Genomic DNA, 20,349 nt, shown 5'->3' on the forward strand with positions numbered 1-20,349 from the left:
GGGGCGGGGGGGGGGCGTGCCTCCCGGGTGGGGCTCCACGGGAACCGACGGAAATGGCGCATCAACGGCTGGACCATCGGACCGATGGCGAACGCGGCGACGACGGTGCCGACGCCGACGTCCCCGCCGAGCAGCCAGCCGATGACGACGACCGTGACCTCGACGCTCGTCCGCGCGACCCACAGCGGCCAGCCGAGCCGCTCGTGCAGGCCGACCATCAGGCCGTCGCGCGGACCGGTGCCGAACCCCGCGCCGATGTAGCACGCGGTCGCGACGGCCAGGAGGGCGAGACTCGCGACGAACAGCAGGACGCGGCCGAGCAGGTCGCCCGGCTCGGGGACCAGCCAGAGCACCAGGTCGGCGGCCGGACCGACGCACAGGACGTTGAGCAGCGTGCCGATCCGCGGTCGCTGGCGGAGGGGGATCCAGAACAGCAGGATCACGAAGCTCGAGGTCACCGTGACGACGCCGAACGACCACGGCAGGACGTTCTCGAGCCCCTGCGTGAGGACCGTCCAGGACGAGACGCCGACGACGGCACGGACCTGCAGCGCCACCGAGGCGCCGTAGAGGAAGAGGCCGACGGCGAGTTGCACGAAGCGCAGCATCAGGGCGGTGGAGCGGGGCATGGCTCGATGCTCGCGCAGATTGGCCTGCTGTGCGAGAGCCAATCGGGCTAGCGTGGACCCATGACCCCCGTCCTGCTCAGCGCCCGCTCCGTCGCCCAGCTGCTCCGCCACTGGCGGTCCGGGTCCGATGCCGCCGCCTACGAGGCGCTCGCCGACGCCGTCCGGGTCCTCGTCATCGACGGACGCATCCCGCACGGGGCCCGTCTGCCCGCCGAACGCGGTCTCGCTGCCGCCCTCGGCGTCTCCCGCACCACCGTCGCGAACGCCTACGCGCGTCTCCGCGAGGACGGGTACCTCACCTCGCTCCGCGGCTCCGGGAGCATCATCCGCCTGCCGCTCGAAGGGCGTCCGGATCCGGAGCACCTGGCTGGCACCGTCCCCGCGGACCTGCTCGACCTCCGGAAGGCCGCCCTCCGCAGCGCGCCGGGCGTCGCCGACGCCGTCGAACGGGCGATGCGGCACCTCCCGGCTGCACTCGCCGGGATCGGGTACGACACCGTCGGCGACGCCGGTCTGCGGGCCGCGATCGCCGACCGGTACACCGCACGCGGACTGCCGACCACAGCGTCCGAGGTGATCGTCACCATCGGCGCGCAGCATGCGATCGCCCTGCTCGCGCGGGTGCTGGTCCGCCGCGGCGACCCCGTGCTGGTCGAGTCGCCGACGTACCCGCACGCCCACGAAGCGCTCCGCGAAGCCGGCGGCCGACTCGTCCCGGTCCCCGTCGACGTCCGCGGCGGCTGGGACGAGGCGGTGCTCGACGCCACGATCCGCCGCTCGGCCCCGACGGTCGCCTACGTCATGCCGGAACTGCACAACCCCACGGGCGCGACGATGACCGCCTCGACGCGCCGCGTGCTGCTCGAGGCCGCAGCGGTGGTCGGCACGGTCGTCGTCGCCGACGAGACGATGGGGGAGCTCCGCATCGACGGCGTGCCGTCGCTACCCCTCGCCGCCGACGCACCCGGACAGGTCGTCATGGTCGGTTCCGCCGCCAAGGTCTTCTGGGGTGGACTGCGGATCGGGTGGGTGCGCGCCGCACCGGACCTGCTGCAGCGGCTGCTGCTGGCCCGACCGACCGGTGACCTCGGCACGCCGGTCCTCGACCAGCTGGTCGCGCGCGAGCTGGTCCCGCAGACCGCGGCCGTCCTGGAGGCACGGCGGCACGTCCTCCGCGACGGTCGCGACGGACTCGTGGCCGCGCTCCGGGCACGACTGCCGGAGTGGGACGTGCCGTCACCGGCGGGCGGGTTGACCCTGTGGGTCGGGCTCGGACGGCCGGTGTCGAGTGCGCTCGTGCTCGCCGCGCGGTCGGAGGGGGTGGTGCTGGCCTCCGGCGGGGTGTTCGGGCCGGACGGCGGGTACGAGCGGTCCCTGCGGGTGCCGTTCACCGTGTCCGGCGCGGACCGGGAGCGGCTGGTCGAGGCGTTGGCGCGGTCCTGGGAGCGGGTCGGCGGGGCGGCGGTGGAGACGAGGGGGTCGGCGGCGGCCGTGGTGTGAGCCGCTTCCGCTCCGCCACCGCTCGTTCCGTCCCGCTTCTCACTCTCGCGGGGGATGCGGGTGGCCCTCCCGGGTGACGCGGTGGCCGGTGCCGACACGGCAGCATCGGGACCATGAACAGCACCCTGTCCTCCTCGTCCGCCGCACTGCCGGGTACGTCGTCCGGCTCCGCCGCCGGCGTGCCGCCGCTCGCCCGGGTCACGATGGCGCTGACGGGGGCGGTCCTGGCCGGGGTCGCGACGAGCTTCGGACAGGCGGTGCCCGGACTCGGCACGGTGTCGAACTCGGCCGGCCCGTGGTTCGTCGTCGCGGTGCTGCTCGTGCTCGCGGCGGGGGTCGGCCGCGGCGCTGGTGCCGGTGCTCGGGCTCGTGGCCGTCGCTCGTCGGTGGCGCTGGCGATGGCGCTCGGGGTCGTGCTGCTCGAGCTCATGCACGTCGGGTACTGGGCGGCCACGAACCTGCGCGGCTACGTCGACACGTTGTCGATCACGAACTTCTGGGTCGTGATGGCGGTGCCGGCCGGGCTCCTGGCGGGCGCGGTCGCCGTCGCGGCGCGGTCGTCCGACGGCCGCTGGCGCGGGGCTGCGGCCGGGGCCACCGCCGCCGTCCTCATCGGCGAGGGGGTCCGCGGGTTGCTGCAGGTGGCCGCGACCACCGGCTCGGGGACGTGGATCGTCCAGATCGTGGTCGGGATCGCCGTGGTCGTGGTGGGGATGGCGCTGGCCCGGACGCCGGTCGGCCGGGTGGTCGCCCTCGGGGTCGGGATCATCGGGTCGGTCGCCGTCGCCGCGGTGTACGTGGGCATCGGCTGGGCCTGATCCGGTCCGCAGTGCCGGGCGCACTGCTCCGGTGCTCCCTCCGCGAAACTGCACGTTCGTCCACAGAGTGCACTGCCGGGGCGCGCGCGGACGCCACGGCTGCGAGGATCGAGACGTGCACCTCCTCTCCGTCTTCAGTCTCCGGAACCGCGCCCTCATCGCCCTCGTGACGATCGTGGTCGCCGTCTTCGGTGGCGTCGCCCTGTCGAGCCTGAAGCAGGAACTCATCCCGAGTGTCGAGTTCCCGCAGGTCGCCATCGTCAGCGCCTACCCCGGGGCCACGCCAGAGGTGGTGTCCAACGACGTCTCGACCAAGATCGAACAGGCCATCCAGGTCGTCCCGGACCTCGAGTCGACGAGCGCGACCTCGTCCACCGGGCAGAGCGTCGTGTCGGCCTCGTTCCAGTACGGCTCGAACCTGGCCAGCGCCGAGGACAAGATCCAGACCGCGGTGAACGCCCTGTCGCTGCCCGACTCCGTGCAGACGCAGATCGTCACCGGGTCCTTCGACGACCTGCCGGTGCTGCAGGTCGCGGTCTCGGCGTCCGGCAACCAGGAGCAGCTCGTCGACCGGCTGCAGGCCTCGGCGATCCCCGACCTCGAGAAGCTCGACGGCGTGCGGCAGGCCGACGTCTTCGGCAACCCGGGCCGCCGCGTCGTCATCACCCCGGACCAGGACGAGCTCGCAGCCCGCGGACTCAGCCAGACGGCGATCTCGGACGCGCTCGACGACAACGGCACGCTGATCCCCGGCGGCACGTTGACCGAGGACGGTTCGACGCTGTCCGTGCAGACCGGTGAGCGGATCGCGTCGCTCGAGGACATCCGTGACCTGCCGCTGACGAGCTCGTCGTCGGGGTCTGGTTCCTCGGCCTCCGGCGGCACGACCTCCGATGGCACGGCGTCCGGCTCTGCCGGCGCCACGTCCGGTGCGGGCGCGGCTGCCACCGGTGCCGGCGCGGCTGCCACCGGTGCGACGGGCGCCGGTGCGACCGCTCCGGGCACCGGTGCGGACGCGACCGGCGGGACCACGACGACGGCTCCGACCGACGGCACGGCGACCGGCGGCACGACCACCGCGGCGACGCCCACGGACACGACGCTCGGCGACGTGGCGACCGTCGCCATCAAGGAGTCCCCGCGCACCTCGATCAGCCGTGTGGACGGCGAGCAGGCCCTGACGATCTCGATCACGAAGACGCAGGAGGCCAACACCGTCGACGTCTCGAAGACCGTGCGCGATGCGCTGCCCGGCATCGAGAAGAAGATCGAGGGCGACCCGCGCTTCACCGTCGTCTTCGACCAGGCGCCCTACATCCAGCAGTCGATCGACTCCCTCGCCGAAGAGGGCCTGCTCGGCCTCGGCTTCGCGGTCATCGTCATCCTGGTGTTCCTGCTCTCGTGGCGCTCCACCCTGGTCACCGCGATCTCGATCCCGACCTCGGTGCTCCTCGCCGCGATCGGCATGCGCGCCGCGGGGTACACGCTCAACATCATCACGCTGGCCGCCCTGACGATCGCGATCGGCCGCGTGGTCGACGACTCCATCGTCGTCATCGAGAACATCAAGCGGCACATGGTGCCCGGCGTCGACCGCGGCCGTGCGGTGCTCGACGCCGTGCGCGAGGTCGCCGGGGCCGTCACCGCCTCCACCCTCACCACCGTCGCGGTGTTCCTGCCGGTGGCGTTCGTCGCGGAACTCGTCGGCGAGCTCTTCCGGCCGTTCGCCGTGACGGTCACGCTGGCGCTCATCGCCTCGCTGCTCGTGTCGCTGACGATCGTGCCGGTGCTCGCGTACTGGTGGCTCCGCCCCGCCAAGGCGAAGCGGGGAGCGGGGACGGCCACGGCCGCGTCGGAGGACGCCGGCCCGGTTGCCATCGACCTCGACACCATCCGTCCGGGCTCCGGAGGGACGCTCGCCTCGGCGGACGACCTGCACGACGCCGGCACCTCGGACCGCCTGCGCCGTGTGTACCTGCCGGTGCTCAGCTGGGCGGTCCGCAAGCCGGTCGTCGTCGTGCTGCTCGCCGTGGTCGTCCTCGGTGGCACGGTCGCCTCGCTGCCGTTCGTCACGACGAACTACCTCGGCGACTCCGGGCAGAACACGTTCACCGTGACCCAGGACCTCAAGGCCGGCTCGAGCCTCGCCGTCCAGTCCGACTCCGCGCGCAAGGTGGAGCGGGCGCTGCAGGACGTCGACGGCGTCGAGACCGTCCAGACCACCATCGGCACGAGCGGGCAGTCGATCCAGGCGGCCTTCGGTGGTGGCGGCACGGCCTCGGTCCAGTACGCCGTCACGACCGACGCGGAAGCCGACCAGACGACGATCCAGGCCGATGCGCGGAAGTCGCTCAAGGGGATCGACGACGTCGGCGAGATCACCATCGCGTCCTCGGGCGGCGGCTTCGGCGGCAGCAGTGACATCGAGGTCGACGTCACCGCGCCGACCCAGTCGCAGCTCGAGACGGCGTCGCAGAAGGTCCTCACGACCATGCAGTCGGTCGAGAACACGACGGCCGCGACGAGCAACCTGTCGGCAGCGGAACCGTTCCTGGCAGTCCGCGTCGACCGGGCGAAGGCCGCGTCCCTGGGGCTCACCGAGACCCAGGTCGGCGGGCTCGTCGCCGCAGCGGTCTCGCCGCGCGACACCGGCAGCATCGAGATCGACGACGCGACGCTCGACGTCTACATCGCCGACGCCGAGCCGCCGACCACGATCGCCGCCCTCCGCGACCTCGAGGTCCCGACGAGCACCGGCACGGCCAAGCTGACGGACGTCGCGACGGTCGAGGAGTCCGACGGCCCGACCACCGTCACCACGACGAACGCGGCCCGCACGGCCACGATCACCGTGACGCCGGACGCGTCGAACCTCGGTGCCGCCGTGCAGTCGGTCACCACGGCCGTCGACGAGCTCGACCTGCCCCGCGGTGCGACCGCGTCGATCGGTGGTGTCGCCGCCAGCCAGTCGTCCGCGTTCTCGCAGCTCGGCCTGGCGCTCGTCGTCGCCGTGCTGATCGTCTACGTGATCATGGTCGCGACGTTCCGCAGCCTGCTGCAGCCGCTGATGCTCCTGGTGTCGGTGCCGTTCGCCTTCACCGGTGCACTGCTGCTGCAGATCATCTCCGGCGTGCCGCTCGGAGTCGCGTCGCTGATCGGTCTGCTGATGCTCATCGGCATCGTCGTGACGAACGCCATCGTGCTCATCGACCTCGTCAACCAGTACCGCAGACGAGGGCTCCGGGTCCGTGACGCCCTGCTCGAGGGCGCGACCCGTCGTCTCCGGCCGATCCTCATGACGGCGACCGCGACGATCTTCGCCCTGCTGCCGATGGCGATCGGGCTGACGGGGAAGTCGGGCTTCATCTCGCAGCCGCTCGCCCTCGTCGTCATCGGCGGTCTGGTGTCGTCCACGCTGCTGACGCTCGTGGTGCTGCCCGCGCTGTACGCCCTGGTCGAGGGTGCGCGCGAGCGTCGGGCCGAGCGGAAGTCGGCGCGAGCGCAGGTCTGACCGTCGGGCGGTCGGGAGCTCAGCGCTCGCTGGGCTCCCGGTCGGCCGGGCGGAACCACGACACGAGCGCACAGGTCAGGGTGACGAGGAAGACGAGCGCCCCGAGCTGCGCGACGACGGACGGCTGCCCGACCGCGGCCCCGTAGCCGCCGAACGACACCGCGACCAGGAACGACAGTCCGAGCAGCAGCTCCACGGAGGTCCGGACACCGGTCAGGGGAGCAGCGAACGGACGCGGGGCGCGGTGGACCGGCGTCTGGGCGGAGGGCGTGGAGGTCACCTCGGAAGTCTGGCGAGCCGTCCGGTCCGACGGCAGTCCCGCTCCGGGTGCCACCCGCCCGGGGGAGTCAGCGCAGGCCGGCGCGGAGGAAGTTCGTCACGCGTCGGCTCATCGCCTGGTCGAGCTGCGCGATCGAGTGCGCCGACCCCTGCACCGCCACGAACCGCACCGAGACCCCGTGCGACCGCAGCGTCGACGCGAACCGCTGCGACTCCCACAGCGGGATGAACTCGTCCGTCGAGTGCCCGATGAAGAACGGCGCCGTCGCCTTCGTCACGTGGTACTCCGGTGAGGCCCGCTCGGCCGCCGGGCAGGCTCGGTAGGACGTACAGCCGAGGTAGAGCAGCTGCTTCCGTTGGAACGCCGCGGCGACCCCGTCCGGTCCGGTCGAGCGGGCCGTCAGGTCGGTCGGGCCGCTGAGGTCGACGACCGCCCGGATCCGGTAGCCCTCGGCGTACGCGCTGGACTCGTGGTCCTGCACGGCGAGCATCGCGGCGAGGTTCCCGCCGGCGCTGCCGCCGAACACCCCGACGCGTCCGGGGTCGACGTCGTACGTCCGCAGCGTGGTCTCGCGGAACACGAAGTCGAGTGCCCGGCGGACGTCGTCGAGTCCGGCGGGGAAGGGGTCCGTCGGTGCCAGGCGGTAGTCCACGTTGAATGTCACGAAGCCCTCGGAGGCCAGGTACTGGCACACCGAGCGGTACGCGGCGGTCGCCTTGTCACCGTGCGACCAGCTGCCGCCGTGGATCATCATCACCGCCGGACGTGTGCCGACGTCGACACGGTCCGGGGCCTCCGTCGGCGGAGCGGTCGGGGTCGCCGTCGGGGTGGCGGTGCTCTCCGGTGGGCTGTCGGCGGGCAGGCAGACGTCGAGTTGCTGGAGCGGGTCCTGCCCGTAGGGGACGTCCTGCACGACGTCGATGCCGTGGTACCGCAACGACAGGGGGTAGATGACCGGCCCCGCGGTGACCGTCGAGTTCCGGTCGCCCGTGCCGTCCGCACTGCAGGACGCGGCGGCGCCGACGACCGCGACCGCGGCGACGAGCGCGAGCAGGAGACGACGGCCGGACTTCATCGCGAGCCACGGTACAGGGGCCGGCCGGGGGTGCCAGGATGGTGGTCACACCCGCAGGAGGATCCCGTGAGCCGTCAGAAGTCCTGGAACGCCGATCCGGAACCGCTCCTCCGCGTCGGTCCCGGATTCCGACTCGACACCGTCGACCCCGACGGCACACCGGGCTTCCCCGGCCGGAAGATCGACGGGCTCGAGGCGTTGGCCGCCGGCGCCTCCCGGCTCACGGCCCTGCAGGAGCGGCTCTGGGCAGCGGCAACGGCCGGCGACCAGCGGCGCGTGCTGCTCGTCCTGCAGGCGATGGACACCGCGGGCAAGGGCGGCATCGTCTCGCACGTCGTCGGCGCGGTGGACCCGAACGGCGTGCACCACGCGGGCTTCGGGGCCCCGACGGCCGAGGAGCGCGAGCACGACTTCCTCTGGCGCATCGAACGACAGCTGCCGAACGCCGGACAGCTCGGGGTGTTCGACCGCTCCCACTACGAGGACGTCCTCATCCAGCGCGTCCGCGGGCTGGCGGAACCGGCCGAGATCGAGCGTCGGTACGGGGCGATCGTGGACTTCGAGTCCCGCCTGGCCGAGCAGGGCACCACGATCGTCAAGGTCATGCTGCACATCTCGAAGGACGAGCAGCGCGAGCGCCTCGGCGACCGCCTGGACCGGCCGGACAAGCACTGGAAGTTCAACCCGGGCGACATCGACGAGCGTCTGCGCTGGGACGACTACCAGCAGGCGTACCAGGTCGTCTTCGACCGGACGTCGACCGAGCAGGCGCCCTGGTACGTCGTCCCGGCGAACCGCAAGTGGTACGCCCGTCTCGCCGTGCAGCAGCTCCTGCTCCGCGCCCTGGAGGACATGCACCTCTCGTGGCCCGCCGCCGACTTCGACGTCGCCGAGCAGCGACAGCGGCTCGCCGAGTCCTGACCGCTCGTCCGCTCGTCCGCTCCGTGGGCCGGCACCGGCCTGGAGGCCCGGGGCTGGCTTCCCGAGGCCGGTTCGCGTAGACTCGCTCGGTCGGCCTTCGACACCGTGGCTCGCGAGCCGCGGACGTGTTTGGGTGTTGTGTAGTTCGAGGGCTGGAATCGCGTCGATCGACGACGGGATGAACCCCCTCTCCACGAACCGCCCCCGCCGATGTCGCTGCCGGGCCGCGTGGTACGTCTGCACCCCGGAAAGAACACATGGCCCCGTACGACAAGGGCGCGAACTCCCGCGCCGACCGTTCCGACCGCGCTCGTCACCCGAACGGCACCCCTGCCGCTCGCAGTGCCAAGCACCGCGGCTTCCGAGCCCCCGAGCCCACCGCCCCGCGTCAGAAGCAGCGCTGGGACGCCGAAGAGCGTCGTTCCCGTCCCTCGTCGGGCGAGCGCCCGAACTGGGAGCCGCGTGACAGCCGCGGCAGCCGTCCGGCGTGGGAGCCCCGCGGTGCGGGCCGTCCCGCACGCGGCGACGACCGTGCCCCGCGTTCGTTCGACCGCAACGATCGCGCCCCTCGTCGTGACGACAACGACCGTGCGCCGCGTCGTTTCGACCGTGACGAGCGCGCGCCGCGTTCGTTCGACCGCAACGATCGCGCCCCTCGTCGTGACGACAACGACCGTGCGCCGCGTCGTTTCGACCGTGACGACCGCGCGCCGCGTTCGTTCGACCGCAACGACCGCGCCCCTCGTCGTGACGACAACGACCGTGCCCCGCGTCGTTTCGACCGTGACGACCGCGCACCGCGCAGCTTCGACCGCAACGACCGTGCCCCTCGTCGTGACAGCGACGACCGTCCGCGTCGCTTCGACCGCGACGACCGCGCGCCGCGCAGCTTCGACCGCAACGACCGCCCGACCGAGCGCACCCCGTTCGTCCCGGCGGACGACGTCAAGCTCGAGAAGCTCCAGGCCGAGGCGACCGTCGCCGCCGACGTCGACGGCGTGAGCTTCGGCGACCTCGGCATCGGTGGCAACATCTCCCGTGCGCTCGCCGAACTCGGCGCGTCCAGCCCGTTCCCGATCCAGGCGGCGACGATCCCCGACGTGCTCGCCGGCAAGGACGTCCTCGGCCGCGGTCGCACGGGCTCCGGCAAGACCATCGCGTTCGGCGCCCCGCTCGTCGAGAAGCTCATGGAGCACGGCGGCGGCATGAAGCGGAAGATGGGCCGCGCTCCGCGTGCGCTCATCCTCGCGCCGACCCGCGAACTCGCCCTGCAGATCGACCGCACGGTGCAGCCGATCGCCCGCTCGGTGGGCCTCTTCACGACGCAGATCTACGGCGGCGTCCCGTACGGCCGTCAGGAGGGTGCTCTCGAGCGCGGCGTCGACATCATCGTCGGCACCCCGGGTCGTGTGCAGGACCTCCTGAACAAGGGGAAGCTCGATCTCAGCGAGGTCGTCATCTCCGTCCTCGACGAGGCCGACCACATGTGCGACCTCGGGTTCCTCGAGCCGGTGCAGGAGATCCTCCGCGCCACGGCCGAGGTCACCCCGCAGGGCAACCGCGCGCAGAAGCTGCTGTTCAGCGCGACGCTCGACACCCAGGTCGCCGCGCTCGTCGAGCAGTTCCTGCACGAGCCGAGCGTGCACGAGGTCGCGGGTGAGGACCAGGCGTCCTCGACCATCGACCACCGCGTGCTCGTGGTCGAGCAGCGCGACAAGGACCGCGTCCTCGAGGAGCTCGTCGCCGGCGAGGGCAAGACCATCGTCTTCGCCCGCACCCGCGCCTACGCCGAGCGTCTTGCCGAGCAGTTCGAGGACGCCGGCATCCGCGCGACCTCGCTGCACGGGGACCTCAACCAGTCGCGCCGCACGCGCAACCTGTCGCTGCTCACCAGCGGCCGGGTGAACGTGCTCGTCGCCACGGACGTCGCGGCGCGCGGTATCCACGTCGACGACATCTCGCTCGTCGTGCAGGCTGATGCGCCGGACGACTACAAGGCGTACATGCACCGCTCCGGTCGTACCGGTCGTGCCGGCAAGGAGGGCACGGTCGTCACGATCGTCCCGCGCAGCCGTCGCCGGAAGATCGAGGGCATCCTCGAGCACGCCGAGATCCAGGCGGACCTCGTCGAGAGCGGCCCCGGCGACCGCATCCTCGCGGAGCTCGCCGCGCGCTGAGCTCGTGAGACGCGGGCGTCTCTGCGAGACACCGCCGAACTCGTGAGACGCCGCCGGGAACGGCGGCGTCTCGACCACGACGCGGCGTCTGGAACGACCACTCCACGGACGGGAGGTGGGCCCCACCAGCCGGTTCCGACACGACGCGCCAGCGGCGTGGCGGCCGTGCCGGGAGGGACGGTACCAGCTGGTACCGTGCCTCCCGTCCGTCGTGTCAGCGGTTGAAGAACAGCACGCCGCGCGCGTAGCCCGCCTGTCCGGCGTGCTGGACGCAGTCGTCGAGGATGCTGACCAGGCGCACGCCGACGGTCACCGGCGGGTCCCAGGCCTCGTCGACGACGGTCTCGAAGTCCTCGGGCGACAGGGTGTGCAGGTAGGCGACGGTGCGCTCGTGCACCGCGCCGAGGTACCCCGTCAGGAGCTCGGCCGACGCGCGGACACGGCCGACGTCGTCACGGGACATGCCGTACCCGAGCGCCTCGGCGGGGAACGGCAGGCCGAAGCGCTCGACCCAGCCGTCGGCCGTCCAGACCTGTTCGGTGCCGGCGAGGGCGGCGATCTGCGAGTCCTGACCGCGGGCGATGTGCCAGGCGAGCCAGGCGAGCGTGTTGGCACCGGCGGCCGGGCGGGAGGCGAGCTGGTCCTCCGACAGGCCGTCGACGGCACGTCCGACGGTCTCGGGTACGCGGGAGAACGCTTCGACGAGGAGTTCGGCGGGAGTGGTCATGCGTCCGACCGTACGCCGCACCTCGGTCAGAGGCTGGCGGCTCGGGAGTGGCGGGCGAGGGCTTCGCCGAGGAGCGTGAACTGGGTGGCGAGGCGGGCGCGGTCAGCGGGGGCGACGACCTCCCGGGCAGCCGCCGAGTAGACGCCGCTGATCTGCTGCGCGACCGCGGCGCCGGACGGGGTGAGGCGGAGCAGCAGGCTGCGGCGGTCGTCCGGGTTCGGCCCGCGGCGGATGTGCCCGTGCCGTTCGAGCCGGTCGATCAGCGAGGTCATCGCGCCCGTGGACAGTTCCAGGTGCTCGCCGGCCTGCTTCGGGGTGACGCCGGTGCCGGTGGCGGCCAGGAACAGCACGAAGCGGGTGTCGGTCGCGTTGAGTCCGCGCGCGGCGCTCTCGCGGGCGAGCACACGGGCGTGGTGCATCTGGAACGAGCGGAACGCGACCATGAGGTCGGCGAGGTCGTCCTCGGCTGCGGCGACGGAGCCGGCGGCGAGGACGACCGGCCGGGTCGGCTGCACGTCCGGGCTCACCGGCACCGACAGCGCACCGGAGCGCGGATCGGGCAACGCGTCGGGCAGGACGTCGGGCAGCAGGTCGGGCGCGGTGGGGAGGGTCGCTCGGGAGTCCGGCATGCGGGGGTGTCGCTCTTCTCGCCAGGGACCGCGGTGGACGGTCGACGGGCGACTCGGGACAGTCGCCGTGGTCATCATGCTGCGCCTTCGTGCCTGTGCGTTCCACCCCCAACAGGAGGGGGCGTCCGGCGATGTCCCCGGCGGCCGTTACCGTGGCTCGCATGCGGATCCTGCACACGGGCGACTGGCACCTCGGACGCACGCTGCTCGGGGCGGACCTGCTCGAGCACCAGGCGGCGTTCCTCGACCACCTCGTGCAGGTGGTCCGCGAGCGCGCGGTCGACCTGGTCGTGGTCGCCGGTGACGTCTACGACCGGGCCATCCCGCCGGTGGAGGCGGTCCGGATGCTCTCGCGCGTGCTCGAACGCCTGTCCGAGACGGCGACGGTCGTCGTGACGCCCGGCAACCACGACTCCGCCGTCCGACTCGGGTTCGGCGCCGGCGTGATGAGCGACCGCGTGCGGATCCTCGCTGAGCCGTCCCGACTGGCGGAACCGGTGCTGGTGGACGCCGCCGACGGGGGTGGCCCGGTCGCCGTGTACGGCCTGCCCTACCTGCAGCCCGACATGGTCCGCTACGCGCTCGCCCCGGTGCCGGACGAGCCACTCGCCCGCTCGCACCAGGCGGTCGTCGGGGCCGCGACGGACCTGGTCCGAGCCGACCTCGCCGGTCGCCCGGGCACGCGTTCGGTCGTCGTCGCGCACGCCTTCGTCGGTGGTGCCCTGGCCAGCGACAGCGAGCAGGACATCCGGGTCGGCGGGGTCGACAGGGTCGCCGAGTCCACCTTCGACGGCATCGACTACGTCGCCCTCGGACACCTGCACGGACCACAGCGGGTCGGGGTGGGGGACCGCATCCGGTACGCGGGCTCACCGCTGGCGTTCTCGTTCGGCGAGCGGAACCACACCAAGTCCGTGACCCTCGTCGAGCTGGCAGCGGACGGTTCCGTGACGGTGGACCTCCTGCCAACCCCGGTGCCCCGACGGCTCGTGGACGTCCGCGGCAGCATCGGGCAGATCGAGTCCGGGGCCTTCGCCGAACACGTCGACGCCTGGGTCCGGGTCGCCGTCACCGACACCGTGCACCCCGAGCGGTTGTACGCCCGGGTGAAGGACCGCTTCCCGCACGCGCTCGCGATCACGCACGAGCCCGCGGACGCCCCGGAGCGCTCGGCTGCGCGGGCGGTCAGTGCGACGAGTGACCCGGTGGAGGTCGCCGCCGACTTCGTCACCTACGCGACGGGTGGTGCGCCGGACGAGGTCGAGCTCGCGATCCTCCGCGACGCGTACGAGTCCGCGGCCGCCGCGCTCGCCGAGCAGGGGGCGCGCTGATGTACCTGCACCGCCTGGAACTCCGCGCTGTCGGTCCCTACCCGGACCTGGTGTCGATCGACTTCGCGTCCCTCGCCGCCTCGGGGGTGTTCCTGCTCGAGGGGCCGACGGGCTCCGGCAAGTCGACCATCATCGACGCCGTCGTCTACGCCCTCTACGGCGGGCTCGCCGGCAGCGACGCCAGCACCGACCGCCTGCACAGCCAGCACGCCGACCCCAGGGTGGAGCCCTTCGTCGACCTGGTCTTCGAGACGAGCGCCGGGGTGTACCGCGTCCGCCGCACCCCGCCGTACGACCGCCCGAAGCAGCGGGGGACCGGCACGATCCGGCAGCAGTCCTCGGCGCAGCTCCTCCGGCTGACCGACCCGTCCGACCTGGTCGGCGAACCGATCTCGCACCGGGCGCCGGAGATCGGCGTCGAGATCGCCCGCGTGGTCGGGCTGAACCGGGACCAGTTCCTGCAGACCGTGGTCCTGCCGCAGGGAGAGTTCGCGCGGTTCCTCCGCGCCCCCGGCGAAGACCGCCGGAAGCTCCTGCAGTCGCTGTTCGGCACCGCGATCTACGACCGGACCGCCGACGAACTCGCCGCCCGGCGCCGCACGGCCGTCGCGGAGGTCGAGGCAGCCGACGCCCGGGTACGGGACGCCCTCGGGCGGTTCCGGCAGGCGTCCGGGGACGACGACGCCGACGAGTCCACCGCCACCGACGTGGTCGCCACGCTGCACCGGACGGCGACCGAGCTCGAGCAGGCGCGGACGCGTGCCCGGGCCGATGCCGAACAGGCCGTCACCCACCTGCACGACGTGACCACGCGGCTCGCCGCCGTCGACCGACGACGCGCACTGCTCGCCCGTCAGGAGGCCCTCGCCGCCGACGCCGCGGCGGTCGCCGGACACCGCACCGCCCTGGGCCTCGCCGACCACGCCGCGGTGGTCGTCGCCGTCGCGGACGGAGCGGCCGCAGCCGAGGACCGCCTGACCGCGCTGGTGGGGGAACGCTCCGCCGTGCGTGACCGGCACGAGGTCACGGATCCCGTCCCGCGGGAAACGCATGACCGGCTCGCGGCGGTCCGGTCCGAGGTCCGACACCCGGTCGACCTCGAGCAGTCCATCGACCAGCGGGTCTCCGCCGTGCGGACGGCCACGACCGACCTCGAGCGGACGCAGACCCGGCTCGCCGAGGCGGCCACCGCGCTCGTGGTGCGGCCGGACGAGCGTGCCGAGATCGTCCTGGCCGCCGGACGGTCCGCGGCAGCCGCTGCCGACGCGCCCGCCGCCGAACGCGCGGTGGAGGCGGCGCAGGAGCTGGCCGTCCTGCTCGCCGCGCACCGGGTCGCGTCTGGACGGACGTCGGACCTGGCCGCTGCCGTGACACAGGCCGCCACGACGGCAGCTGCCGCCCTCGCCACCGAGAACGACCTGCGGGCCCGACGCATCGCCGGGCTCGCCGGCGAACTCGGCGCAGCGCTCGTCGCCGGCGACCCCTGCCCGGTGTGCGGTGCCGTCGAGCACCCGGCCGTGGCCCGGCCGCAGGACGACCACCCTAGCGCCGACCAGATCGACGACGCCGCCGCGGCGCGTGCCGGCGCCGAGCGGGCCCTCGCGGCCGCGACCGCCGACCACGCCGTCGCCCGGGCGGAACTCCTCCGGCTGACCGAGGCCGTCGGTGAGCACGACGACGACTCGGTCGCCCGGCAGCGCACCGACGCCGACGCTCGACTGGCCACCGCCCGTGCTGCGGCCGCCGCGGTCCAGGAGCACGAGCGACGGCTGCAGGCCCACGACCGCGCGACCCGCGCGCTCGAGGACGACCACACGGACCTGGTCACCCGGAGCCGACTGCTCGCCGACCGGATCGAGGGCGACCGGTCGCGCCTGGACGAGGACCGGGCCCGTGTCGACGAGGCCCGACGCAGTGTCCGCCTGGTGCTCGAGCAGGCCGTCGCGGCGGGTGCGGGGACCGAGGCGCGGGCCGCGGCCGAGGTCGACGCCCGCGACGGCTCGACCCTCGCCGAGGTCGTCGCGCGGGTCGCCGCAGCCGGGACGGTCCTCCGCACGGTGGCCGACCTCGACGACCGCGTGACCGCCGCCGAGCGCGAGGTCGCCGACCGCAAGGCCGAGGTCGACGCCGCACTGCAGGCCCAGGGCTTCACCGACGTCACGACTGCCCGCGCGGCCGCGCTCAGCCGGACCGACGCCGACCGGTTGCGCGGGATCGTCGCTGCGGCGGACAGCGAGCAGGCCGTGGTGGAGGCCGGGCTCGCCGAGCCGGCGGTGGTCGCTGCCGCCGCCGACTCGTCGACGGGGACGGGCCCGGGGACCGCGCTCGACCGGGACGCCGCGCAAGGCGCACGGGACACCGCTGCCGTCGCCCTCGACGACGCCACCCGGGCCGCCGCGGCCGCAGCCGACCGAGCGAGCTCCGCCGACGAGTGCGCCACCGGCCTGGCCCGGGCCGTGCACGCGCGAGCGACCACGAGCGCCGAGAGCCGGGCCGTGGTCCGCCTCGCCGACATCGCCGCCGCCGCTGCCCACGTCAACCCGACCGGCATCACGCTCGGCACCTACGTGCTGATGCGCCGGTTCGAGGACGTCGTCGCCGCGGCCAACGACCGACTCCGTACGATGCTCGCCGGTCGGTTCACCCTCGAGACCTCCGACGAGCGGGAGTCCGGCACCCGGGCCCGGCGGACCGGGCTGGCGCTGGCCGTCCGTGACCACCTGACCGACAGCACGCGGGACCCGCGGAGCCTGTCCGGCGGCGAGACCTTCACGTTCTCGCTCTGCCTGGCGCTCGGGCTCGCGGACGTCGTGCAGGCCGAGGCCGGCGGGGTGTCGCTCGGCACGCTGTTCGTCGACGAGGGGTTCGGCACCCTCGACCCGGAGACCCTCGACGACGTCATCGGGCAGTTGTCCCGCCTGACCGCCGGCGGACGCCAGGTCGGCATCGTCAGCCACGTCGAGGAGCTCAAGCAGCGGATCCCGGAGCGCATCGCGGTGCGCCGGACCCCCGAGGGCGGCTCACGCGTCACGACCACGGTCTGAGCGGAGCACCCGCGGGGGCGTCAGGGGTGCGGTGTCGCGTCCACGGTCCCGTCGGGCGGCGGCAGGATGTCGGCCGCGATCCACGGGAAGACCCACGTGAAGAGCACGAAGACGATGGCGACGAGGAGCACGAGCAGCTCCAGCACCTTCACGGCGGTCGGGCCGGGCAGCACGCGCCAGACGAGGGGGAAGATCACTTGGCGGCCTCCGTCAGTTCCTTCGGCGTGCCGTCGGACGCCTGCATCCAGTAGTCCATCTTCGCGTGCACGACGTACCGCTGGGCGGCGGACCACATCGGGTGGCAGGCGGTGAGGGTGAGCCAGCGGTCCTCGGCGGAGGGTTCCACGCCGGGCTTGTTCGGGACCGGTGCGATGGTCTCGATGTGGTCGGGGGTGACGATCTGACTGTCGGTGACCTTGTAGACGTACCAGACGTCGAACTTGGTCTTCGCATCGGTGACCCGGACGACGACGGGATCGCCGGACTTCAGGTCGGCGATCTGGTTCAGGGGCTTGCCGTAGGTGACGCGGTGGCCGGCGACGGCGAAGTTGCCCTCGGCGCCGGGCATCGCGGTGTCCTGGTAGTGGCCGAGGCCGATGGTGTTGAGGACCTGTTCGCGGTCGGTGCCCTCACCGATGGGCCGGTCGTAGTCGGCGCCGAAGCGCGGGATCTGCATCGTCCCGAACACCGTGGAGAGCCCCGGCGGTTCGCTGAGCACGGGGGCTGCGTCACGGCGCTCGGTGCCGACGACCTTCTTCGGTTCCGGCTGGTCGAGCGTCTGCACGAGCTTCGTCTGCTCGTTCACCGCGACGACGTCGGTCCACCATGCGGTCCAGATCACGTAGAGCCCGGTCCCGGCACCCGCGATGATCAGGAGCTCGGCGAGCAGTGCGACGAGCGCTCCGCCGACGGTCTGGCGTGGACGCCGACGTCGGGGCTGTCCGGCGCCGTCGTCGTCGCGGGCATCGCGCCGCGACGGCAGCGTGTCGTGAGAGGTCACAGGGGCTCCGGATCGGTGAGGTCGGCGCAGTAGGTCTATCAGACCACGACGACGGCGTGCTGCGGGCACCTTCCACAACTCGGTCCGGCATCGGCGTCCGATCCACGGCCGGGATGCTCGGTACCGTTGTGCGGATGGAGTCCGTCATCCGTCCGTTCCGCCCCGCCGACACCGAGGCCGTCGTCGCGCTCTGGCAAACCTGTGGCTTGGTCCGTCCGTGGAACGACCCACGCCGTGACATCGCGCGGAAGGCCACCGTGCAGCCCGAGCTGTTCCTGGTGGCGACCGTCCGGGAGGCCGTGGTCGCCGCCGGCATGGCGGGTTTCGACGGGCACCGGGGCTGGGTCAACTACCTGGCGGTGACGCCGGACCAGCAGGGCGGCGGACTCGGTCGGCGACTGATGGGCGAGTTCGAGCGGCTGCTCACCGACCTCGGCTGCCCGAAGGTGAACCTGCAGGTGCGCGCCGGGAACGAGCGGGTGATCGCGTTCTACGAGTCGCTGGGGTACGCCGACGACCACACCGTGTCGCTGGGCAAGCGCCTGATCCGCGACGACCTGGCCTGAGCCGATCCGCAGGCGGACGGTCAGGCGGCTCCGGGCGGAACCGGTCCGTCAGGACAGCGCGAGCCCGACCGACGCCGCGAACGCCAGCCCGATGCCCGTGGTCTGCAGTGCGGTGAGCCGTTCGCGGAGCACGATGCCGGCGAGCACCACCGTGCCGATCGGGTACAGCGCGTTGAGGACGCTGATCACCGGCAGGGTCGAGGGGTCGTCGCTCGAGTGCAGCCCTGCCTGGATGAACACGTTCGCCATCGCGTCGAGCACACCGCACCCGACGAGCACGAGCAGCAGGGCCCGCGCAGGTCGCACCCGACCGGCCGCGGGGCGGCCGTCGGTGGTCGTCGGGACGGTGGGTGAGCCTCCCGTCCGGATCCGGAGCGTGACCAGCGCCGCCGTGCCGAGCAGCACCACCTGCAGCGTCCGCGCGACCAGCAGGGTGGCGACGCCGGAGTCCGCCGGCGCGGCGTCGTAGCCGAGCACGACACCGCCGAAGCCGCACCCGGCCACCGCGGCGGTGACCACACCGCGGAGGGTGAGTCGGGCGCCTCCCGGATCGGGGACGGCCGCGACGAGCGCCACCGCGACCACCGCCACGACGAGCGCGACCACCCCGAGCGGTGACAGCACGGTGCCACGGAACAGGGCGACGACGACCGGGACGACCGCGGAGAACACGGCGGTGAGCGGCGACAGCACGCTCATCGGTCCGATCGCGAGCGCCGCGTAGAGGAGGAGCACGCCAACCGCGCCGGAGACCCCGGCGACCACGCCGGCGACCGCGGCCGGTCCGGAGAACCGCCCGCCGAGGACCGCGAAGCCGACGAGCAGCGGCACCAGGCCGACCAGGGCCGCGACGGCCACGGGTCGGACCCGGCGCGACGCGAGCCCACCGAGGAAGTCGGCGGTGCCGTAGACGAGGGCGCCGCCGAGGCCGAGCAGGACGGTGATCACGGGTCCCATCCTGCCCGCACCGGTACTCTGCACGGCGTGAGCGTTCCCTACCACCGGTTGCCCCGTGTCGATGCGAACTGGCGGTGGTGGCGGCCACTGGTCGCTGTGGCGGTGTTCCTCGGCTTCTACCTGGTGTCGCAGTTCGTGATCGCGATCGCCTACTTCGTGCCGATCGGCGCGCAGCGCGGACAGGCCGGGCTCATCGACCTGGTGGAGAAGCTGTCCGCCGGCGCGCTCGACCCGACCGACCCGCTCGTCCTGTCGCTGACGCTGGTGTCGCTCGTGGTGCTCCTGCCGGCGGTCATGCTGTCCGCGAAGATCGCCGGACTCGGTCCGTACGGGCTCCTGTCGTCGGTGCGCACCCGGATCCGCTGGGGGTGGCTCGGCTGGTGCCTGCTGCCCCTCCTGGCGCTCGCGATCGTGATGTTCGCGGTCCAGGGCCTCGGGTACCTGGCGTTCGACGGCGGCCTGCACTGGAACACCGCTGAACTCGGGCAGTCGACCGTGACGCTGCAGACGCTGACCCTGACGATCCTGCTGGTGGTCCTGCTCGTGCCGTTCCAGGCCGCGGCCGAGGAGTACGTCTTCCGCGGGTTCCTCATGCAGACGATCGGCTCCTGGATCCCGGTCCGCGCCGTCGGCGCGGTCGTCGCGGTCGTGGTGTCGACCGTGCTGTTCGCCGTCCTGCACGTGCCGAACGGCTACAACGTCTGGGGCATCCTCGACGTCGGCTCGTTCGGCCTGGTCGCCGCGGTCATCGTGCTGCGGACCGGGGGGCTCGAGGCGACGGTCCTCCAGCACGCACTCAACAACATCATGATCTTCGTGCTGCAGGCGCCGGGATGGTCGAAGGTGGACCTCACCGGCGAGGGGGCGCAGGGCACGTGGCAGGGCTTCGTCGTGACGCTCGCGACCTCGGTCGGGTACTGGGGGCTCGTCGAGCTGATGGCGCACTGGCGGCGGCTGGACCGCCGGTTCCCGGGGCAGGAGGCACCGCGGTTCCGCGGACACACGCCGCTCTGGGCGGGTGGCCGCCAGTGGCTCCGGCCGGGAGGCGCGGGCTGGTCGATCGCGCCCGCTCGCGGCGACGAGACGGGCTGGTCCGGCGACCCGGTGCTGGTCGAGGCGGGTCCGGCTTCGCCGGTGGCCTCCCCTGTGGAGAAGTCCGGTGGTGTCGGCCCGCGGCCGTAGGC

17 protein-coding genes are annotated in these 20,349 nt (G+C 73.0%); 9 read left to right on the plus strand and 8 right to left on the minus strand.

The features are described from left to right. Window positions 1–629 (minus strand): YitT family protein (locus DEJ24_RS13305; protein WP_111079037.1); only part of this gene is annotated, 629 nt, incomplete at its 3' end. Window positions 630–689: 60 nt separating this feature from the next. On the opposite strand from DEJ24_RS13305, the gene DEJ24_RS13310 reads away from it, so the two are divergent. From DEJ24_RS13310 to DEJ24_RS13320, 3 genes are all read left to right on the plus strand, one after another. Next, window positions 690–2,129, plus strand: a complete 1,440-nt coding sequence (locus tag DEJ24_RS13310) for a PLP-dependent aminotransferase family protein (RefSeq protein ID WP_111079038.1) — start codon at window positions 690–692, stop codon at window positions 2,127–2,129. Window positions 2,130–2,242: 113 nt separating this feature from the next. Beyond that, window positions 2,243–2,947 carry a DUF6518 family protein gene (locus DEJ24_RS16965; protein WP_181436614.1) on the plus strand — a complete coding sequence of 235 codons (705 nt, stop codon included), beginning with the start codon at window positions 2,243–2,245 and terminating at the stop codon, window positions 2,945–2,947. Window positions 2,948–3,062: 115 nt separating this feature from the next. Continuing rightward, complete coding sequence (locus tag DEJ24_RS13320) at window positions 3,063–6,458, plus strand: efflux RND transporter permease subunit (protein WP_111079039.1); 3,396 nt, start codon at window positions 3,063–3,065, stop codon at window positions 6,456–6,458. Window positions 6,459–6,477: 19 nt separating this feature from the next. On the opposite strand, the gene DEJ24_RS13325 is transcribed toward DEJ24_RS13320, so the two are convergent. Together DEJ24_RS13325 and DEJ24_RS13330 are read right to left on the minus strand one after the other, a co-directional pair. Continuing rightward, window positions 6,478–6,738, minus strand: coding sequence for a hypothetical protein (locus tag DEJ24_RS13325; RefSeq protein WP_111079040.1), 261 nt, complete (start codon window positions 6,736–6,738; stop codon window positions 6,478–6,480). Between the two features lie 67 nt (window positions 6,739–6,805). Further along, a complete protein-coding gene (locus tag DEJ24_RS13330) occupies window positions 6,806–7,813 on the minus strand; it encodes an alpha/beta hydrolase (RefSeq protein ID WP_111079041.1) in 1,008 nt (335 codons plus the stop codon). A 66-nt stretch (window positions 7,814–7,879) separates the two neighbouring features. Between DEJ24_RS13330 and DEJ24_RS13335 the strand changes: the two genes are divergently transcribed. Together DEJ24_RS13335 and DEJ24_RS13340 are read left to right on the plus strand one after the other, a co-directional pair. Beyond that, complete coding sequence (locus tag DEJ24_RS13335) at window positions 7,880–8,734, plus strand: polyphosphate kinase 2 family protein (RefSeq protein ID WP_111079042.1); 855 nt, start codon at window positions 7,880–7,882, stop codon at window positions 8,732–8,734. A gap of 257 nt (window positions 8,735–8,991) precedes the next feature. Continuing rightward, window positions 8,992–10,911, plus strand: a complete 1,920-nt coding sequence (locus tag DEJ24_RS13340) for a DEAD/DEAH box helicase (protein ID WP_111079043.1) — start codon at window positions 8,992–8,994, stop codon at window positions 10,909–10,911. 214 nt (window positions 10,912–11,125) lie between these two features. Here DEJ24_RS13340 and DEJ24_RS13345 read toward each other — a convergent pair whose 3' ends face one another. Beyond that, on the minus strand, window positions 11,126–11,638 hold the full coding sequence (locus DEJ24_RS13345) for a DinB family protein (RefSeq protein ID WP_111044752.1): 513 nt from the start codon (window positions 11,636–11,638) through the stop codon (window positions 11,126–11,128). Between the two features lie 26 nt (window positions 11,639–11,664). Beyond that, window positions 11,665–12,267 carry a MarR family winged helix-turn-helix transcriptional regulator gene (locus DEJ24_RS13350; RefSeq protein ID WP_181432926.1) on the minus strand — a complete coding sequence of 201 codons (603 nt, stop codon included), beginning with the start codon at window positions 12,265–12,267 and terminating at the stop codon, window positions 11,665–11,667. A 161-nt stretch (window positions 12,268–12,428) separates the two neighbouring features. Between DEJ24_RS13350 and DEJ24_RS13355 the strand changes: the two genes are divergently transcribed. Together DEJ24_RS13355 and DEJ24_RS13360 are read left to right on the plus strand one after the other, a co-directional pair. Further along, window positions 12,429–13,598, plus strand: a complete 1,170-nt coding sequence (locus tag DEJ24_RS13355; RefSeq protein WP_111079045.1) for an exonuclease SbcCD subunit D — start codon at window positions 12,429–12,431, stop codon at window positions 13,596–13,598. Then, window positions 13,598–16,642, plus strand: a complete 3,045-nt coding sequence (locus DEJ24_RS13360; RefSeq protein ID WP_111079046.1) for an AAA family ATPase — start codon at window positions 13,598–13,600, stop codon at window positions 16,640–16,642. The genes DEJ24_RS13355 and DEJ24_RS13360 overlap by 1 nt, the downstream gene beginning before the upstream one ends. Before the next feature lie 20 nt (window positions 16,643–16,662). Here DEJ24_RS13360 and DEJ24_RS16970 read toward each other — a convergent pair whose 3' ends face one another. Together DEJ24_RS16970 and DEJ24_RS13365 are read right to left on the minus strand one after the other, a co-directional pair. Continuing rightward, window positions 16,663–16,839 (minus strand): hypothetical protein, encoded by a 177-nt coding sequence (locus DEJ24_RS16970; protein WP_181421606.1) that lies wholly within the window; start codon window positions 16,837–16,839, stop codon window positions 16,663–16,665. Beyond that, window positions 16,836–17,642, minus strand: coding sequence for a class E sortase (locus DEJ24_RS13365; protein WP_258374825.1), 807 nt, complete (start codon window positions 17,640–17,642; stop codon window positions 16,836–16,838). The genes DEJ24_RS16970 and DEJ24_RS13365 overlap by 4 nt, the downstream gene beginning before the upstream one ends. Window positions 17,643–17,776: 134 nt before the next feature. Here DEJ24_RS13365 and DEJ24_RS13370 point away from each other — a divergent pair, with 134 nt between their 5' ends. After that, entirely contained in the window at window positions 17,777–18,208 is a 432-nt protein-coding gene (locus DEJ24_RS13370; RefSeq protein ID WP_111079047.1) for a GNAT family acetyltransferase, read from the plus strand. A gap of 48 nt (window positions 18,209–18,256) precedes the next feature. Here DEJ24_RS13370 and DEJ24_RS13375 read toward each other — a convergent pair whose 3' ends face one another. After that, window positions 18,257–19,156, minus strand: coding sequence for an EamA/RhaT family transporter (locus DEJ24_RS13375; protein WP_111079048.1), 900 nt, complete (start codon window positions 19,154–19,156; stop codon window positions 18,257–18,259). Window positions 19,157–19,192: 36 nt separating this feature from the next. Here DEJ24_RS13375 and DEJ24_RS13380 point away from each other — a divergent pair, with 36 nt between their 5' ends. Next, window positions 19,193–20,347 (plus strand): CPBP family intramembrane glutamic endopeptidase, encoded by a 1,155-nt coding sequence (locus DEJ24_RS13380; protein WP_146244585.1) that lies wholly within the window; start codon window positions 19,193–19,195, stop codon window positions 20,345–20,347. Window positions 20,348–20,349: the final 2 nt, after the last annotated feature.

This window comes from Curtobacterium sp. MCPF17_001 (genome assembly GCF_003234615.1).
Taxonomy (GTDB): Bacteria; Actinomycetota; Actinomycetes; order Actinomycetales; family Microbacteriaceae; genus Curtobacterium.

Bases quoted from the DNA above. Each gene is read 5' to 3' on its own strand.
- DEJ24_RS13345 (WP_111044752.1), bottom strand. From the start codon at position 11,638: ATGACCACTCCCGCCGAACTCCTCGTCGAAGCGTTCTCCCGCGTACCC.
- DEJ24_RS13340 (WP_111079043.1), top strand. From the start codon at position 8,992: ATGGCCCCGTACGACAAGGGCGCGAACTCCCGCGCCGACCGTTCCGAC.
- DEJ24_RS13330 (WP_111079041.1), bottom strand. From the start codon at position 7,813: ATGAAGTCCGGCCGTCGTCTCCTGCTCGCGCTCGTCGCCGCGGTCGCG.
- DEJ24_RS13370 (WP_111079047.1), top strand. From the start codon at position 17,777: ATGGAGTCCGTCATCCGTCCGTTCCGCCCCGCCGACACCGAGGCCGTC.
- DEJ24_RS13360 (WP_111079046.1), top strand. From the start codon at position 13,598: ATGTACCTGCACCGCCTGGAACTCCGCGCTGTCGGTCCCTACCCGGAC.
- DEJ24_RS13355 (WP_111079045.1), top strand. From the start codon at position 12,429: ATGCGGATCCTGCACACGGGCGACTGGCACCTCGGACGCACGCTGCTC.
- DEJ24_RS13310 (WP_111079038.1), top strand. From the start codon at position 690: ATGACCCCCGTCCTGCTCAGCGCCCGCTCCGTCGCCCAGCTGCTCCGC.
- DEJ24_RS13350 (WP_181432926.1), bottom strand. From the start codon at position 12,267: ATGCCGGACTCCCGAGCGACCCTCCCCACCGCGCCCGACCTGCTGCCC.
- DEJ24_RS16965 (WP_181436614.1), top strand. From the start codon at position 2,243: ATGAACAGCACCCTGTCCTCCTCGTCCGCCGCACTGCCGGGTACGTCG.